Source organism: Nonomuraea mesophila (assembly GCF_004352805.1).
In the GTDB taxonomy this organism is placed as follows: Bacteria; Actinomycetota; Actinomycetes; order Streptosporangiales; family Streptosporangiaceae; genus Nonomuraea; species Nonomuraea longispora.
On sequence record NZ_SMLD01000112.1, the window covers coordinates 14680 to 30980 of the forward strand.

Here is a 16301-nt window from a genome sequence, read left to right on the forward strand (position 1 = left end):
GCCATGGCCCCCGCCCCCGACAGGCTCCTGCTCCGCCTGGAGTGGAAGGTCGTCCGCAGGCTCGACGGCCGGCTCCAGGGCGCCCACCACACGACGTACCGCGGGACCGGGATCGACTTCACCGGGCTGCGCGCGTACGGCGACGGCGACGACGCCAGGCACATCGACTGGAACGTGACCGCGCGCCTGGACGAGCCGCACGTGCGCGTGTTCACCGAGGACCGCGAGCTGACGGTGTGGCTGGTGCTCGACCGGTCGGCGTCGATGGCGGCCGGCCTGCCGGGACGCGGCAAGCACGACGTGCTCACCGAGCTCGCGCTCGTCCTCACCCGGCTGTTCGGCCGCGGCGGCAACCGCGTCGGCGCCCTGCTGTTCGACACCGGGATGGTGCGCGTCGTGCCGCCCGGCACCTCACGGCGGCACGCGCTGCGGATCGGCGCCGAGCTGCAACGCACCACGGAGACCCGTGGAGGCGCCACCACCGACCTGGCCGAGATGCTCGACGCGGCCGGCCGGCTCGCCCGCCGCCGTGCCCTCATCGTCGTGTTGTCGGACTTCATCGGCGACGGCGACTGGGAACGTTCGCTGCGGCGCCTGGCCCGGCGGCACGAGGTGGTCGCCCTGCGGATCGTGGACACCGCCGACGACGTGCTGCCGGAGGCCGGGCTGATCGTGGTCGAGGACGCCGAGACCGGCGAGCAACTCGTCGTCGACTCCGCCGACCCGCTGCTGCGCGTACGGTTCCGCGAGGCCGTCGACGACCGCGACGCCAGGCTCGCGGCCGGCATGCGCAGGGCGGGGGTGCCCGTGCACCGCGTCGACACCGACCGCGACCTGGCCGAGGCGCTCGTCGAGGTCGTCGCCCGGACCCGGGACCGGCGACCATGACCGTGGCCGCAGGGCGGCGCGTGCCGTCGGGGAAGGAGACCTCATGACCCTGTCCTCCCCGCTGCTGCTGGCCGTCGGGCTGTTCGTGACGGCGGCGCTCGCCTGGGCCGCCGTCGTCTCGGCGCGCCGGCGCACGGCAGCCCTGGCCGCGGCCGGGGTCGCCGTGCGGGGCGGCCGGCGGGCGTACCTCGGGGTCGGGCTGACGATCGCCGGCGTCGGTGTGCTCGCGGTCGCCACCGCGGGACCGGCGGCCATGGTGCCGGTGCCGCGCACCGCGGGCACCGTCATCCTCGCCATCGACGTCTCCAACAGCATGGGCGCCGACGACGTCGCCCCCAACCGGCTGGCCGCCGCGCAGCGGGCGGCCCGCGCGTTCGTGGCGGCGCAGCCCGACAGCGTCGACATCGGGGTCGTCGCGTTCGAGCGGGGCGCGCTCACCACGGCCAGACCCGACCGCGACCACGCGCTCGCGCTCAAGGCCATCGACCGGCTGAAGCTCACCGGCGGCACCTCGCTGGGCACGGCCATCACGGCCGCGCTGTCGGTGATCAGCGGCAAGGAGGTGGCCGCCGGCCGCGACGGCGAGACGCCCGACATCGGCTACTGGCCGTCGGCGACGATCGTCATGTTCTCCGACGGGCAGAACCAGGGCGGCGACGTCGAACGGGCCGCCGAGGCGGCCCAGCGGGCGGGCGTGCACGTCCACACCGTCGGCGTCGGGACCACGGCCGGGGCGACGGTGAAGGTCGACGGCTACCACCTGCAGACCTCGCTGGAGGAGGAACCCCTCACCGTGATCGCGCAGACCACCGGCGGCGCCTACCATCCCGCCTCCGACACCGCGCGGCTCGACGGGATCGCCGACACGATCGACCTGCGGCTGACCGTCTCCGACGAGCCGCTGCCCCTCGCCGGCGCCCTGATCGGGCTCGCCCTGGCGCTGCTCGCCACGGGAGCGGCGCTCACCGTGCTCCGGTCGGGACGGGTGATCTGAATGGTGTTCTCGTGGCCGTGGGCGCTGCTGTCCGTACTGATCATTCCGCTGATCTTCGCCGTCCGCTGGTGGATGCGGCGGCGGCGCCGGCGGGCGGCCGTGCGCGTCACCTCGATCGCGCTCGTACGCACCGCCCTGCCGGGGCGTACCCGCTGGACGCGGAGGATCCCGGCGGCGCTGTTCGTGGCCGGGCTGGCGCTGCTCGCGGTCGGCGCGGCGCGGCCGCAGGCGTCGGTGCCGGTGCCGCAGACGTCGGCGACGATCCTGCTCGCGCTCGACACCTCCGGCTCCATGTGCTCCACGGACGTCGAACCCAACCGCATCACCGCCGCGAAGAAGGCGGCCGCGGAGTTCATCGAGTCGCAGCGGGGCGGGCCGCGCATCGGCCTGGTCACCTTCGCGGGCAGCGCGGGCCTGCTCGTGCCTCCCACGGACGACACCGACGCGCTGATCGAGGCGCTGGACGGTCTCATCGTGGGCCGCGGTACCGCGATCGGGCAGGCCATGCTCACGTCGATCGACGCCATCGCCGAGGTCGACCCGTCGGTCGCCCCCACCGGGGCGAACCCTCCCGGCGGGGAGCCTGGCTACGCCGGCGCCGCGATCGTGGTGCTCACCGACGGCGCCAACACGCAGGGCGTCGACCCGCAGACCGCCGCCCAGGAAGCGGCCCTGCGCCGCGTCCGCGTCTTCCCCATCGGCTTCGGCAGCACGAGCCCGGCTCCGATGGTCTGCGAGAACTCGCAGTTCGACGGTCGCGGCTGGGGCACCTGGAACGGGATGAGCGGGCGCGGCGGATTCGACAGGGGTCGCAACATACGCATGATCGACGAGCCCGCGCTCAAGCGGATCGCCCGGACCACGGGCGGCTCCTACCACCGTGCCGAGAACGCCGGCCAGCTCCAGGACGCCCTCGACGCCCTGCCCGGCACCTTCACCGTCGTCACCCAGCGGGTCGACACGGCAGCCGCGTTCGCCGCCGGCGGCGGTGTCCTCGTCACTGCCGCCCTGTCTCTCTCGCTGTGGTGGAACCGTCCCCGCCGCCCGGCCCGCTGACGCGCCGCCGAGCGCGCACTCACTCGCGGCGGCCGAGGAGCCTGTCGATGCTGCGGCGTTCGCGCTTGGTGGGGCGTCCCGCACCGCGGGCGCGGACGGCCACCGTCACCGCCTCCTCGCGGGGAGGCGGCGGCGGGCTCTTGTCGACGTAGCACTCGGCGGCCACGGCGGCGCCGACCCGTTTGGTGATGATCCGTGAGACGACCACGATGCGTTCGCGCCCCTCGTGCCGCAGCCGGATCTCGTCACCGGCGCGTACGGCGTGCGCGGGCTTGACCCGCACCCCGTTGACCCGGACGTGGCCGCCCCGGCAGGCGTCGGACGCGATCGAGCGCGTCCTGGTCAGCCGCACCGACCAGATCCAGCTGTCCACCCGGGCACTCACCTGCTCGCCTGCCATGCCGACACTGTACTGAGCCAGGCGGCACGCCGTGATCCCAGGACTCAGGCGGGGCCGTAGCGGGCGGCGATGTCCGGGGACTCGGGCCACCGGCTGTAGGCGGGCGACTGCGGCCAGCCGTCGGGCGAGTCCTGCCACTCCTCCTGCCGCCCGTACGGCAGCACGTCGATCAGCGCGAAGCTGTGGCTGAGCTGCTCGACGCCGCGGCCGCTGGTGTGCCAGGTGCGGTAGACGGTGTCGCCGTCGCGCAGGAACACGTTGACGGCGAAGCCTCCGCCGGGAGGCGCGCCGACGTCGGCGCCGAACGGGCTGTTCGCGGTCGAGTACCAGGTCATCGCGTTGCCGACCCGCCGCTTGTAGGCGAGCGCCTCCTCGATGGGGCCCTGGGTGACGACGACGAACCGGGCGTCGTAGTCGCCGAGGAACTCCAGCCGGGTGAACTGGGAGGTGAATCCCGTGCAGCCCGAGCACTGCCATTCCTCGCCGGGGAACCACATGTGGTTGTAGACGATCAGCTGCGACCTGCCGTCGAAGACGTCCGCCAGCCGGACCGGTCCCTTCTCGCCTTCGAGGACGTAGCCGGGCATCTCCACCATGGGCATGTGGCGGCGCTGGGCGGCGATGGCGTCGAGTTCCTTGGTCGCGGCCTTCTCCCTGGCACGGAGCTCGTCGAGCCGGCGCTGCCAGGTGCCGGCGTCGACGACGGGCGGTAGCGCGTTGGTGCTCATGGTCCCTCCTCGGTACGAGCGGTGTCGGACATGCTGACCCGGCACGTGCCCGAAACTCATCGCTGCCCAGGAGATTTGACCGTACAAAACGTGCTTTGTGCACGTTCGTGCAGATAGCTTGCCCATCCGTGCACCAGCGGGTCACAGTGGCGCGCATGGATGCGACTACCCTCCGCTATACGCGCGACATCCCGGTCGGTGACCCCACGGACGTCCTCGTCGTGGGAGGCGGGCCCGCTGGCCTCGCCGCCGCGATCGCCGCCGCACGGGCCGGGGCGTCCGTACGGCTCGTCGAGCGGTTCGGCTTCCTCGGCGGCAACCTGACCGCCGGGCTGGTCGGCCCCTGCATGACGTCGTTCTCGCTGGACGGGAGCACGCAGCTGATCCGGGGCGTCTTCGACGAGTTCGTACGCAGGATGGAGGCCGCCGATGGAGCGGTCCACCCCTCGCGCACCAGGGCGGGAAGCCAGTACTCCGGGTTCATGGTGTTCGGGCACGAAGCCGTCACGCCGTTCGACCCCGAGATCGCCAAGCAGGTCGCGATGGAGATGTGTCTGGAGGCCGGGGTCAAGCTGCTGCTGCACAGCTTCGTCGCCGACACCCTGGTGACGGACGGGCAGGTCACGGGCGTCGTCGTCGCGAACAAGAGCGGCCTGGCCGTCGTGCCCGCCACGGTCACCGTGGACTGCTCGGGCGACGGCGACGTGGCGGCGCGTGGGGGCGCCGCCTACGAGTACGGCCGGTCGAGCGACGGCGCCGTGCAGCCGATGACGGTGTTCTTCCGGGTGTCGAACGTCGACGACGCCAAGGTGCAGGCCTACCAGGACGCGCACCCCGACGAGCTGTTCCCCTTCCAGGGCATCGTCGAGCGGGCCCGCGAGGAGGGCCGGTTCCCGATCCCGCGCCGCGGCGTCCAGCTGTTCAAGACGCTGGAGCCGGGCGTCTGGCGCATCAACACGACGCGGGTGCTCGGCATGAACGGCACCGACGTGGGCGACCTCACCCGCGCCGAGGTGCTCGGCCGGCGGCAGGTGGCGCAGCTCATGACGTTCTTCCACGACAACCTGCCGGGCCTGGAGGAGGCCAAGCTGCTCGACACCGCGGCCACGGTCGGTGTGCGCGAGAGCAGGCGTATCGTCGGTGAGTACGTCCTGACCCTGGAGGATCTCGTCGACGGGAAACACTTCGACGACGTCGTGGCCGTGGCCGGCTACCCGGTCGACATCCACAGCCCCGTCAGCGGCGACGGGCCGTTCGAGGACGGCATCCCGCCGACCGCGAACATCTACGAAATCCCGTTCCGCAGCCTGCTCCCGGCGGAGCTCGACGGCGTGCTCGTGGCCGGCCGGTGCATCTCCGCGACCCACGAGGCGCTGGCCGCGGTGCGGGTCATGCCGCCGTCGTTCGCGATGGGCGAGGCGGCGGGGCTGGGCGCGGCGATGGCGGTCGCCGCGGGCGTCGCGCCGCGGCGGGTCGACGTGCTCACGCTCCAGCAGCGGCTGCTCGACCAGGGCGCCTACCTCGGCCCGCGGGCCGAGCGGCTCCCGGCCGCGAGCGGCGGGCCGGGAGGCGCACGATGATCCGCCGCGTGGTCTCCGCGAGCACCATCGGGACCGCGCTCGAATGGTACGACTTCATGTTGTACGGCACCGCGGCCGCGCTCGTGTTCGGCAAGGTGTTCTTCCCCGAAGGCGACCCGCTCGCGGCGACGCTCGCCTCGCTCGGCACGTTCGCGGTCGGCTTCTTCGCCCGCCCCATCGGCGGCATGCTCTTCGGCCACCTCGGCGACCGGTACGGACGGCGGTTCGTGCTCGTCGTGACGTTGACCGTGATGGCCGTCTCGTCCACGGCGATCGGCCTGATCCCCGACTACGGGTCGATCGGCGTCGCCGCCCCGGTGCTCCTCGTCCTGCTGCGGATCACGCAAGGGCTCGGCGCGGGCGCGGAGTACGCGGGCGGCGCGCTGATGGCCGCCGAGCACGCGCCTCCCGGCCGTCGCGGGTTGTTCGCCGCGATCCCGCCCACGGGCAACGCGCTCGGCGTCATCCTCGCCACCCTGGTGTTCACCCCGTTCACGTGGCTGGCCCAGGACGCGTTCCTCGGCTGGGGCTGGCGGGTGCCGTTCCTCGTCAGCATCCTGATCCTGCCCGTCGGCCTCTACATCAGGTCACGGGTGGACGAGACGCCGGCGTTCACCGAGACCGTCAAGACCGGCGACCGGAGCTCCGCGCCCCTGGTCGCGGTGCTGCGCGAGGCGCCGGGGTCGCTGCTGAAGGGTTTCCTCGTCAGCGTCGGGCCGAACGTGGCGACGTACATCCCGAGCGTCTACGCGCTGTCGTACGTGACCGACAACGTCGGGCTGGCCGCGGCGGTCGCCACGGGCGGGCTGCTCGTGGCCAACACGATCAAGCTCGTCACGCTGCCGCTGTGCGGCGCGCTGTCCGACCGGTTCGGGCGCAAGCCGGTGTTCATCGCGGGGGCCGTGCTGTGCGCCGTCGCCGCGTTCCCGTTCTTCTGGCTGCTCGACACCGGCAACGTGCTGCTGGTGTGGCTGGCCATGCTCCTCGTGCTGACGTTCGCGAACGACCTGATGCTGGGCTCGCAGGCGTCGATGTTGCCGGAGCAGTTTCCGACCCGGATGCGGTTCACGGGAGTGGCGGCGAGCCGGGAGCTGGCCGCGGCGGCCGCGGGCGGCACCCTGCCGTTCATCGCGGCCTTCCTGACCGCGCGCACGCAGGGCACATGGGCGATCTCGGCGCTGATGGTCGTCATGTGCGCCGTCGCGGTCGCCGGCGCGCTGGGCGTCAGGGAGGGCCGCAACGTACCGTTCGGCGGGGGCGGCGAGGAGCCCGACGGCGGCTCACCGGCCGCGCTCACGGATGTCGCTCCAACAGAACGTGGGCGGTGATCTCGTCGATGACGAGCTCGGTGACGTAGCCGCCGGTGAGCGCCGCGTGCAGGGCGTCGACCTTGTGGTCGCCCGACACCGCACAGATCCGGTGCTTGATCTGCCGGAACTGGTCGAGGTCGGGCCCGCTCGTCCTGGCGTTGAACCTGACGCCGTCGTGCGTCCCGTCCAGCCGGTAGAACGAGGTGGCGATGTCGCCGACGGCGCCGTCCTCCGCCAGCGAGGCGAAGTCGCCCTCGTCGAGGAAATAGCCGCTCAGGTAGGGGCTGCTGGGCATCCCGTCGGTCACGGTGCCCACGCTGAACAGCGCCGCGTCGGCGCTGTTCTGCAGCTCGACGACCCAGCGCACGCTGCGCTCGCGCAGCAGCAGCTCCTTGGTCCGCGGTGAGTCGAAGAACAGCGGTACGGGGAACTGCTGCACGTAGGCGCCGAACGCCGACCCGAAGGCGGACAACATGGAGCCCGCGTAGTGCATGCCGGTCGTACGCGCGTTGCCGAGGCCGTTGAGCTGCACGATCTGGCAGTTGGTGGTCTCCTTGGGCACCAGGCATTGGCTGATGGCGTTGACCATCGTGCCCCACGACAGGCCGATGATCATGTCGGAGTCGAACACCGAGGTGAGCAGCCGGGCCGTGTGGACGGCGCACCGTTCCAGCCGCTCCACCGTCGAGGCGGTCGTGGGCACCGGCACCACGTGCGCGTGCACGGCGTACCGGCCGGCGAGTTCCGCCTCGCTCCGCGTCGACCGGGTGCGGGGCGGCATCACGCGGATCTCGACCAGCCCGACGTCGCGCGCGTAGGCGAGCAACCGGGACACGGTCGAGCGTGAGGCGCCGAGCTCCCTGGCGATGGTGTCCATCGTGACGCCGTGCAGGTAGTACTTCCTCGCCGCCCACAGCGCGTCCTCCACACGGTGGTCGACGGCCGGGCGTTCACCTTCGACGGACATACGGCCTTCCTACAGCCGCAGACCGCCGATCGGCAAGCGTCGTCCCAGGTGGGAGCCGGCCAAGAGGGGGTGGCCCGGCCTCAGGCGTCCTGCTTCGGCAGGTCCCAGATGTCGCGCGTCAGCTCGAACCCGGCGGGGTCGATGTAGGCGTCGTGCACGACGCGGCTGTGGGCGTGGCCGAGAGTGTGCAGGCTGAAGGCCGTCTGCACGGCGTTCCACTGGCCCTGGATCTCCAGGGTCTGGTTCACGGCCTTCTTGGCCATCTTCAGCCCGGCGGTCGGGCGGGCGGCGATCCGCTCGGCGAGGGCCAGCGTGGCCCGCTCCAGGTCGGCCGGGGGAACGACCCGGCTGACCATGCCCAGTTCCTCGGCCTCCGACGCCGTGAGCGTGTCCCCGGTGAACAGCAGTTCCTTCGCGCGGCGCGCGCCGAACTCCCAGGGGTGCATGAACAGCTCGACGGCGCCGATGCCGAACGCGGTGACGGGATCGGCGAAGAGCGCGTCCTCGCCGGCCACGATCAGGTCGCACGGCCACATGATCATCATGCCGCCGGCGAACACCCGCCCCTGGACCGAGGCGATGCTCGGCTTGGGGAAGTTGCGCCAGCGCCAGTGCAACTGCAGGAAGACCTCGCTCTCCCACGCCATGTCGCCCTCCACGCCGCCGAGGCCCAGGCCGCCCTCCAGCGTCACCTGGTCCATCCCGTCGGTGCTGAACAGCGCGTCCACGTCGTGCCCGAGCGAGAAGTCGTCGCCCTCGGCGGCGAGCACGAACACGGAGATCGAGTCGTCCGCCGCGGCGCGGCGGTAGGCGGCGTCCAGCTGGTACAGCAGGTGGACGTCCTGCAGGTTGCCCATCTCGGGCCGGGTGAGGGTCGCGCGGGCGACGCGCTCGACGGGCACGTCGTAGGTCACGCGCTCACCGAGCTTCACGGGCCGCATGTCGTCGGTCATCTCGTCCGTCCTCAGGTAGGAGTCACTGCCTGCACGCTATAGCCATATAACTGTCTGCGCAAGCAACTATCTGGATGCGGTGACGGGCGGCAGGGCAACGTGAACACCGGTCGCAGCGGTATCGTTGCCTCCATGCGGACAAGGCCGGACACCTCGCGGGACTCCTCGCCGGACCGTTCGCCGGGCTCCACGGGGGGTTCCATGGCGGGCTCCATGGCGGGCTCCACGGGGGGCTCCACGCAGGAGGGCGGGGGACGCGAGCTGACCCGCCGGCGGGTGGTCGAGGCCGCGGCCGACCTGCTGGCGCGCGAGGGACGCGAGGCGGTCACCACCCGCGCGGTCGCCGCCGCGGCGGGCGTGCAACCCCCCGCGATCTACCGCCACTTCGACGACATGGACGGCCTGCTCGACGCGGTGGCCGAGCACGGCTACACCCGCTTCATCGAGACCAAGCGCGCCGTTCCCAGCCCCGACGACCCGGTCGACGACCTGCGGGCGGGCTGGGACCTCGCCGTCGAGTTCGGGCTCGCCAACCCGGCGCTCTACGCGATGCTGTACGGCGAGCCCAGGCGCGGCACGGACTCGCCCGCGCACAGGGCCGGCATGGAGCTCCTCTACGGGCGCATCCGCCGCATCGCCGCGGCGGGCAGGCTCCGCGTCGACGAAGCGCTCGCCGCCGCCATCATCCACGCCACCGCCCGCGGCGCCGTGCTCACCTGGCTCTCACTCCCCGAGGACCGGCACGACCCGGCCCTGCTGACCGCCATGCGCGAGTCCATGGTCACCGCCGTCACCACCGATGAACCGGCCGTGCAGGACCCCGGCCCGGCCGGCGCGGCCAGGGCGCTGCGCGCCGCGCTGCCGCAGCAGAGCGCGCTCAGCGAGGCGGAGCAGCACCTTCTCGGCGAGTGGCTCGACCGCCTGGCCGCCGGCGGGTGACTCCAGGCGGTTGACCGGGCCTCTCAGGTGGTGGGCAGGTGCTTGCGTACGACGGCGGTTGACCGGGCCTCTCAGGTGGTGGGCAGGTGCTTGCGTACGACGGCGCTGAGCGGGGTGGGCGCGTGGCCGATCAGGGTGGTCAGGGCCGGGTCCACGGTGGCGAACTCGCCGGCGCGGGCGGCGGCGAACATGCCGAGCAGCTGGCCCGCGTACTCGTCGGGCACACCATGCTCGGTCAGCTGCCGCCGGAAGTCGTCGTCGGGTGCGACGACCCTCGTGACGGCGCGTCCGGTGACCTCGCCGGCGATGCGGGCGACGTCGTCGAAGGTCAGGGCCTCGGCCGCGGTGAGCGGGGGAGTGGGGCCGTCGAAGCGGCCCTCGTCGGACAGGACGGCGGCGGCCGCGTCGGCCAGATCCTCGTGTGAGGTCCAGCTGACCGGCCCGTCCGCGGGGAGCACGAGCTGGTCGGCTCGCATGGCCCGGGTGAGGAACTGCACCGCGTTGGCGGCGTAGAAGCCGTTGCGCAGCGAGGTGAACGGCACGCCGCACGCCCGCAGCGCCTCCTCGGTGGCGGCGTGGTCGCGGCAGGCCTGGAAGTGCGAGGAGGCGCCGGCCGCCATGTGGCTGGTGTAGAGGACGCGGCGGGCGCCCGCCGTGACGGCCGCGTCGATCGCGGCGCGGTGGTGCCGTACGGCCTGCTCGCCCAGCGCGTCGATCGAGACGATCAGCACCTGCGTGGCGCCCTCGAAGGCGTGGGCCAGGGTGGTGGCGTCGGCGAAGTCGCCGCGCCGCACGCGCACGCCCTGGTCGGCGAAGGCCCGGGCCTTCCCGGGGTCGCGGACGCTGAGGCCCACCTGCCCCGCGGGTACGCGGGTGAGCAGCCGCTCGACGATCTGGCGGCCGAGCTGTCCGGTGGCGCCGGTCACGATGATCATGTCGTACTCCCGTAGATGCGTTCCAATGGAAACACGACAAGCGTATCATCGATAATATCGATGGAATCAATAATGCTTATCACTGATATCAGCGGATCGGGGGATGCGTCCGGGCACGGTGGCCGGACGGCCCTGTCAGTACCTGCCTCCCCGGTACCTGCCCGCGCAGGGCCTGCTCAGAGCCCTTGCCGAGGGCTGCGGCGTGGTGTCCTGGGTATGGGCCCGGTGCGGACCGGGTTCCGTCGCAACTCAGCCTCCTTCCGAAGGGGTTCACCATGTCCACGTACACTTCCGCCAGGCCGCTGACCGTACGAGCCGCCCAGGTCACCGAACCCGGCGGCGCGTTCGACGTGGTCGAGCGCGAGCTGCCCGAGCCGCCGCGCGGCCACGTCAGGCTGACGGTCGAGGCGTGCGGCGTCTGCCGTTCCGACGCGGCGTTCGTCAACGCCGCCTTTCCCGACGTGCCGTTCCCGCTGGTGACCGGCCACGAGATCGCCGGGCGCGTCGAAGCCGCCGGTGAGGACGTCGAGGGCTGGAACGCCGGCGACCGGGTGGCCGTCGGCTGGTTCGGCGGCAACTGCGGCACGTGCCCCGCCTGCCGCCGCGGCGACTTCATCCACTGCGCGCGCATGCAGGTGCCCGGCTGGGCCTACCCCGGCGGGTACGCCGAGGCCGTGGTCGTCCCCGTGTCCGCCCTGGCCCGCATCCCCGACGAGCTCGGCGCCGCCGAGGCCGCGCCCATGGGGTGCGCCGGCGTGACCACGTTCAACGCGCTGCGGCACAGCGCGGCCGGTCCTGGCGACCTCGTCGCCGTGCTCGGCATCGGCGGGCTCGGCCACCTGGGCGTGCAGTTCGCGAACAAGCTCGGCTTCGAGGCCGTCGCTGTCGCGCGGGGCGCCGACAAGGCCGACGCGGCCAAGCGCTTCGGCGCCCACCACTACATCGACAGCACCGCCGGTGACGTGGCCGGGCAACTGCAGGCCCTTGGCGGGGCGAAGGTCGTCCTCGCCACCGCGGCCAGCTCCGCCGCCATGGGCGGCGCCATCGACGGGCTGGGCGACAACGGCGAGCTCATCGTGCTCGGCGCCACGCCCGAACCCATCCAGGTCAGCCCGTTCCAGCTCATCTCGTCGAGCAGGACCGTGCACGGCCACCCGTCCGGCACGGCACGCGACGTCGAGGAGACCCTGCACTTCGCCGCCCTGACCGGCGTCCGACCCATGATCGAGACCCGCCCGCTGGAGGAGGTCGCGGCGGCCTACGACCGCATGATGTCCGGCGACGCCCGCTACCGAATGGTCCTCACCACCGGCCGGTGACCGGCGGTCCATATCCGTAGGGTGTGACGCCAATGCCCAGCACCGAGCAACACCGCTCCCGTCGCCTGGTGGCCGCCAACGGGAGCGGTTCCCCGGATCGCGGCTCCTTCGGACTCCTGGGCCGCGCGGGGGCCTGATCAGGACTTGCCGAAATTGATCGAACCCAGGACGTCGCCGGCCTGAATGACCGGCCCGCTGATGTGAGCGTGGCCGGCGATGGTGTTGTGCACGTCATGCTCGTACTGAATGAAGTGCATCGTGTTGGTCGTCCACGCGATCAACGCCTGCTCGAATTCGGCATCCGCCTTCGCATGGTCCACCAGAACCTTTGTAACCTCCTCCGGCGACTGTGCATCGATCTGCTCCAGGGCCGCCACGGCTGCATCGCCATCGCCGAAACGGCGGCGTACAAGCGCCGTCAGCGAGGTCCAGGCATGCTTTCCAGCCTCTCCAGCGGCTCCTCCCACTATTGCGGAGACGATCGCTGCCAGAGTCGGGATCGTACTCGGGTCCATCACGCCTCTTTCGGGTAGAGGTTTCCTCCAGAGTAGAGCGTCGCCCGCCGCACATGAATCCTCGACGGATTGCAGTGCCCTTTGGAATTTGTCATTGTTGCACTGTCTTTTGTCCAGCCACTTCACCGTGTACAGGGGCTACCTGAGCCTGAGATTGGTGTCCGAACGACGTGATAGCGAACCGAAACCTGTCCGAAATTGTACATAACGATGTAACGGGAGTGGTTCACGGTCCGTTGGTTCAGGCGCGTGACGTATTCGGTGGCGTCCATTTCCATGCACCGGCTTCGCTGCCGGCGCCCGGCCAGCTACCGCCACGGCCGCGCCTGGTTGATCGTGAAGCCGCCCTGGCTCAGCTCAACGCCCTGCGAGAGGATGTGCAGGATATCCCGCTTACCGTGCTGGTAACGGGACCTGCTGGCGTGGGAAAGTCCGCGCTGTCTGTGGCCTGGGCGCACATGATTCGTTCGGATTTCGCGGACGGGCAGTTGTACGCCGATCTTCGCGGACATTCCGGCACTGGCCCGGCGTCGCCTCACGACGTGCTGGGAGACTTTCTGCATTCCCTGGGCGTCCCGACGGACCTCATACCGGGAGAACTGGCGCAGCGAGCGGCGCTGTATCGGACGGTGACCCAGGACCAGCGAGTTCTCGTACTCCTCGATGATGCGATGACCGCCGCTCAGGTGCGGCCGCTGCTCCCGGCCTCGCAGGCAAGCACCACCGTGGTGACCAGCAGGTACCGGCTGGCGGGCCTGCTGACGCAGGGAGTACGTGGTGTGTACGTCGACCGGTTCGACGCCGAATCGAGCCTTGCCCTTCTCCGTGACGCTCTCGGGAACGACCGGCTGGAACAACAGCGCGACGCAGCCTGTGAACTGGTCGAGTTGTGTATGCGGCTGCCACTGGCCCTGAGCGTTGCGGCGGCCCGCCTGGCGGCCCGTCCAAGCTGGCCCCTCCGGGAGATGGTCATTGCGTTGACCGAGCAACAGAGGACCCTGGCGGCGTTGACGATCGAGGATGATGTCGCGTTGCGTTCCGCACTGGACCTCTCCTACCGCGTGCTCCGCTCCGACGCCGCCCGCCTGTACAGACTTCTGAGCCTCATCCCAGGGGACATGTTCGGCGATGGTGCGGCAGCCGCGCTGGCCGGCATCTCGAGAATGGAGTCGAGGCGGCTGCTGGGGGAACTGACCGACGCGAACCTGTTGACCGACATGGCCGACGGGCGTTATCGCTTTCATCACGCGCTGGTCCGGTTGCACGCCTCCCAGTTGGCGGAGGCCGAGGACCAGAGCGAGGTCCGGGATCTCGCTGTAGGTCGATTGCTCGGCTGGTATCTCGCTACTGCCGCGCGCGCGGAGAACCGGTTGAGGCCGTACCGTACTCGTCTTCCTCGAGACGCCGAACCGCCTCCCGCCGAGGTGACCGACTTCGGAGGGCCGGAGGATGCGATCGAGTGGCTGGAGTCCGAGCGCGCGAACCTGAGCGCCGCCGTCACTCTGGCACACGAGCGGGGACGGGAGGTGACCGCATGGCAACTCGCCGACTCCATGTGGGCTCTCTTCCTTCTCATGGGCCATCACCTGGAACGTGTGAAGGTGGAAGAGACAGGATTGGCGGCCGCACGTTCCTGCGGGGACCTGTACGCCGAGGGGAAGATGCTGAATCGCCTGGGGCTGAGCCTCGATGCCCTTGGGCGTCATGATGAGGCCGTAACGCGGTTCGAAGAGGCCCTTGAGATCTGGCGACGGATCGGCGAAAAAGAAAGGGAGATCGGGTCGCTGCGCAGGCTGGGGCTGGTCGCCGCCAGGCGAGGTGACCTTGACCTGGCCATCACCCGGCTCCTCGACGTGACCGCCGCTTACCATACGCTCGGTGTCGATCGGAAGACCGCTCTGGCTCTGATCGATCTGGCCGGCGTGCTCCTCGCGCAAGACCGTCCCACGGATGCCGTGATCCACCTTGAACGGGCCCGTCAGCTGCTACGGCGCGTGGACGACTCGTACAACAGGGCCCGTGTGGGCATCTTTCTCGGCCACGCGCAGGCGACTTCCGGAGATCTCGACAAGGCGGACCAGGAGCTGCACGTAGCCCTCGAGGCGATGTCCAAGCTGGGATCCTCGGTAGGGCAGGCTGCGGCCTTGGAAGGCCTGGGGGGTTTGGCGGAACGTACCGGCCGGTGGGACGAGGCGAGACGGGTGTATGAGGCGGCACTGGACAAGATAGGCCAGGACGGATCTATCGCATATATCAGAATTAAGGCGCGTCTTGATGGTCTTGACCGTTATGCCTAGTTTCGTCGGAAATGATACAGGGTCACCGCTCGGCGATGACCCTGTAGGATGGGGTAGTGGCTACCCCATCATTATGTAGTACGCGAAAAAGGGCATAGCTCCTCTTTGGGTCGTTGCGGGTGGAATTGTGCCCCGGAGGGCACGTCCCAACTTATCTGGTAAGCGGGACTTTCGTAAATTATGCACCAGTCGTCCGGAGCGTGTCGAGGCGTTCCCGTAGGGATTCTGCTTCCGGCGCACGGAGACGCTCGAAGATCGTGAGCGCCTGTCGCCACGGGCGCTCCGCGGCCTTCCTGTCGTGCAGGCAGAGAAGGGCTTCGCCCAGTCCCATAAGTGAGCTGGCCTCAAGAAATGGGTTGCCCAGCTCGTGGGCAAGGGCCAGGGCGCGCTCGTAGCTCCCCAGGGCGGAGGCGAACTGGCCGCTGTGCCGCTGGCTGTCGCCGATCCTCTGCAGCGCGCGTGAGGATTCGTACGGATCTCCTATGTTCTGTGCGATAGCAAGCGCCTTCTGGGAATGAATGAGCGCCTCGGCGTTGAGGTTCATGCCCAGATACGTCGATCCGATATTGCTCAACGTGTGGGATTCGTGTCGGCGGTCGCCGGTTTCCCGGCATATCGCCAACGCCTCACGATAGAAGTGGAGGGCTTCGTCGCGTCGTCCCTCGCGCTCATGGCAGTTGGCGACGTTGTTGAGTCCGACCGCCTCGTTCTGGCGCCATCCTGCCGCGCGCAGAATGGCGAGCGCCTCCCTGAACAGCCTGAGTGCACTGTGGTAGTCGCCGTGGCTGAAGTGTAATTCGCCGAAATTATTCACCACCATTGCCTTCGTGGCGACGTCGCCTGTGCCGTTCGCGATCTCGAGACAGGACTCGAAGGCCGCCATCGCCTCCTCGGCGAGCCCAAGATACGACAGTGCGATGCCCGCATGCAGCAAGGCGTTGCCTTCACCATGCCGGTCTCCGATGGCCCGGAACAGTGCGATCGCTTTCCGGGCGTGTTCCAGGGCCTCCTGGTTCCGTCCGGACAGCCAGGAAAGGCGGGCGAGATGGTCCAGCATGTCCGCCTCGCCGCCCTTGTTTCCCAACGCGCGGAAGGCATCGATACCCTTGACGGCGTGCTCCAGGGCCGCCGCGTAATGACCCGTGCGGCTTCGTACCAAGCTGAGTTCGAGTTCGACGCGTGCTTCCCCCTCCCGATCGCCGATCCGCCGGCAGACTCGGCGGGTCAGTTCGTGCACGCGGGCAGCGTCCTCCCAGTGCGCTGATCGCTCCAGGTACGTCGCGACGGCCCGCGAGAGCTGGATCGCATACATGGGATACCCGTGCTCCGCTGTGTAGTGCACGCACATCAGCACGTTGGCCCACTCGTCACGAAGCCACTCGGCTGCGGAACGTGGACTGTCGACGAAGGGTGGGTCGGG

Annotated in this window: 15 protein-coding genes; 8 read left to right on the forward strand and 7 right to left on the reverse strand. The window is 70.3% G+C overall.

Annotated features, from left to right (window positions below; all coding sequences use genetic code 11):
• The first annotated feature begins 3 nt into the window (after window positions 1–3).
• Genes E1295_RS32485 through E1295_RS32495 form a run of 3 tightly spaced genes read left to right on the forward strand, consistent with a single transcriptional unit; the run spans window position 4 to window position 2938 of the window.
• The gene (locus E1295_RS32485) at window positions 4–888 is read left to right on the forward strand and encodes a DUF58 domain-containing protein (protein ID WP_132636380.1); all 885 of its coding nucleotides are present in this window, start codon (window positions 4–6) and stop codon (window positions 886–888) included.
• Window positions 889–931: 43 nt separating this feature from the next.
• The gene (locus E1295_RS32490; RefSeq protein ID WP_132636382.1) at window positions 932–1882 is read left to right on the forward strand and encodes a VWA domain-containing protein; all 951 of its coding nucleotides are present in this window, start codon (window positions 932–934) and stop codon (window positions 1880–1882) included.
• Window positions 1883–2938, forward strand: a complete 1056-nt coding sequence (locus tag E1295_RS32495) for a VWA domain-containing protein (protein ID WP_132636384.1) — start codon at window positions 1883–1885, stop codon at window positions 2936–2938.
• Between the two features lie 19 nt (window positions 2939–2957).
• On the opposite strand, the gene E1295_RS32500 is transcribed toward E1295_RS32495, so the two are convergent.
• Window positions 2958–3338 carry an RNA-binding S4 domain-containing protein gene (locus tag E1295_RS32500; RefSeq protein ID WP_132636386.1) on the reverse strand — a complete coding sequence of 127 codons (381 nt, stop codon included), beginning with the start codon at window positions 3336–3338 and terminating at the stop codon, window positions 2958–2960.
• 44 nt (window positions 3339–3382) lie between these two features.
• Window positions 3383–4066 carry a DUF899 domain-containing protein gene (locus E1295_RS32505; RefSeq protein WP_132636388.1) on the reverse strand — a complete coding sequence of 228 codons (684 nt, stop codon included), beginning with the start codon at window positions 4064–4066 and terminating at the stop codon, window positions 3383–3385.
• Window positions 4067–4221: 155 nt separating this feature from the next.
• Here E1295_RS32505 and E1295_RS32510 point away from each other — a divergent pair, with 155 nt between their 5' ends.
• Complete coding sequence (locus E1295_RS32510) at window positions 4222–5646, forward strand: FAD-dependent oxidoreductase (protein ID WP_132636390.1); 1425 nt, start codon at window positions 4222–4224, stop codon at window positions 5644–5646.
• Entirely contained in the window at window positions 5643–6974 is a 1332-nt protein-coding gene (locus E1295_RS32515) for an MFS transporter (protein ID WP_132636392.1), read from the forward strand. The genes E1295_RS32510 and E1295_RS32515 overlap by 4 nt, the downstream gene beginning before the upstream one ends.
• Here E1295_RS32515 and E1295_RS32520 read toward each other — a convergent pair.
• A complete protein-coding gene (locus E1295_RS32520) occupies window positions 6940–7923 on the reverse strand; it encodes a sugar-binding transcriptional regulator (protein WP_132636394.1) in 984 nt (327 codons plus the stop codon). The genes E1295_RS32515 and E1295_RS32520 overlap by 35 nt on opposite strands.
• Window positions 7924–8003: 80 nt before the next feature.
• A complete protein-coding gene (locus tag E1295_RS32525) occupies window positions 8004–8876 on the reverse strand; it encodes an enoyl-CoA hydratase (protein ID WP_220449001.1) in 873 nt (290 codons plus the stop codon).
• Between the two features lie 132 nt (window positions 8877–9008).
• Between E1295_RS32525 and E1295_RS32530 the strand changes: the two genes are divergently transcribed.
• Window positions 9009–9815, forward strand: a complete 807-nt coding sequence (locus E1295_RS32530) for a TetR/AcrR family transcriptional regulator (RefSeq protein ID WP_246080600.1) — start codon at window positions 9009–9011, stop codon at window positions 9813–9815.
• Window positions 9816–9886: 71 nt separating this feature from the next.
• Here the strand turns inward: E1295_RS32530 and E1295_RS32535 are convergent, their stop codons facing one another.
• A complete protein-coding gene (locus tag E1295_RS32535) occupies window positions 9887–10750 on the reverse strand; it encodes an SDR family oxidoreductase (protein WP_132636396.1) in 864 nt (287 codons plus the stop codon).
• Between the two features lie 275 nt (window positions 10751–11025).
• On the opposite strand from E1295_RS32535, the gene E1295_RS32540 reads away from it, so the two are divergent.
• Entirely contained in the window at window positions 11026–12069 is a 1044-nt protein-coding gene (locus E1295_RS32540) for an alcohol dehydrogenase (protein WP_132636398.1), read from the forward strand.
• Window positions 12070–12206: 137 nt separating this feature from the next.
• Here E1295_RS32540 and E1295_RS32545 read toward each other — a convergent pair whose 3' ends face one another.
• On the reverse strand, window positions 12207–12584 hold the full coding sequence (locus E1295_RS32545; RefSeq protein ID WP_132636400.1) for a hypothetical protein: 378 nt from the start codon (window positions 12582–12584) through the stop codon (window positions 12207–12209).
• Window positions 12585–12820: 236 nt separating this feature from the next.
• Between E1295_RS32545 and E1295_RS32550 the strand changes: the two genes are divergently transcribed.
• Window positions 12821–14881 (forward strand): tetratricopeptide repeat protein, encoded by a 2061-nt coding sequence (locus tag E1295_RS32550; RefSeq protein WP_166427504.1) that lies wholly within the window; start codon window positions 12821–12823, stop codon window positions 14879–14881.
• Window positions 14882–15059: 178 nt separating this feature from the next.
• Here the strand turns inward: E1295_RS32550 and E1295_RS32555 are convergent.
• Window positions 15060–16301, reverse strand: a 1242-nt coding sequence (locus E1295_RS32555) for a tetratricopeptide repeat protein (RefSeq protein ID WP_132636404.1), incomplete at its 5' end; no start/stop codon positions are given.

What these genes read in the sequence shown, in the direction of transcription:
- E1295_RS32485 (WP_132636380.1), top strand. Translation starts at nt 4, where the DNA reads ATGGCCCCCGCCCCCGACAGGCTCCTGCTCCGCCTGGAGTGGAAGGTC.
- E1295_RS32490 (WP_132636382.1), top strand. Translation starts at nt 932, where the DNA reads ATGACCCTGTCCTCCCCGCTGCTGCTGGCCGTCGGGCTGTTCGTGACG.
- E1295_RS32495 (WP_132636384.1), top strand. Translation starts at nt 1,883, where the DNA reads ATGGTGTTCTCGTGGCCGTGGGCGCTGCTGTCCGTACTGATCATTCCG.
- E1295_RS32500 (WP_132636386.1), bottom strand. Translation starts at nt 3,338, where the DNA reads ATGGCAGGCGAGCAGGTGAGTGCCCGGGTGGACAGCTGGATCTGGTCG.
- E1295_RS32505 (WP_132636388.1), bottom strand. Translation starts at nt 4,066, where the DNA reads ATGAGCACCAACGCGCTACCGCCCGTCGTCGACGCCGGCACCTGGCAG.
- E1295_RS32510 (WP_132636390.1), top strand. Translation starts at nt 4,222, where the DNA reads ATGGATGCGACTACCCTCCGCTATACGCGCGACATCCCGGTCGGTGAC.
- E1295_RS32515 (WP_132636392.1), top strand. Translation starts at nt 5,643, where the DNA reads ATGATCCGCCGCGTGGTCTCCGCGAGCACCATCGGGACCGCGCTCGAA.
- E1295_RS32520 (WP_132636394.1), bottom strand. Translation starts at nt 7,923, where the DNA reads ATGTCCGTCGAAGGTGAACGCCCGGCCGTCGACCACCGTGTGGAGGAC.
- E1295_RS32525 (WP_220449001.1), bottom strand. Translation starts at nt 8,876, where the DNA reads ATGACCGACGACATGCGGCCCGTGAAGCTCGGTGAGCGCGTGACCTAC.
- E1295_RS32530 (WP_246080600.1), top strand. Translation starts at nt 9,009, where the DNA reads ATGCGGACAAGGCCGGACACCTCGCGGGACTCCTCGCCGGACCGTTCG.
- E1295_RS32535 (WP_132636396.1), bottom strand. Translation starts at nt 10,750, where the DNA reads ATGATCATCGTGACCGGCGCCACCGGACAGCTCGGCCGCCAGATCGTC.
- E1295_RS32540 (WP_132636398.1), top strand. Translation starts at nt 11,026, where the DNA reads ATGTCCACGTACACTTCCGCCAGGCCGCTGACCGTACGAGCCGCCCAG.
- E1295_RS32545 (WP_132636400.1), bottom strand. Translation starts at nt 12,584, where the DNA reads ATGGACCCGAGTACGATCCCGACTCTGGCAGCGATCGTCTCCGCAATA.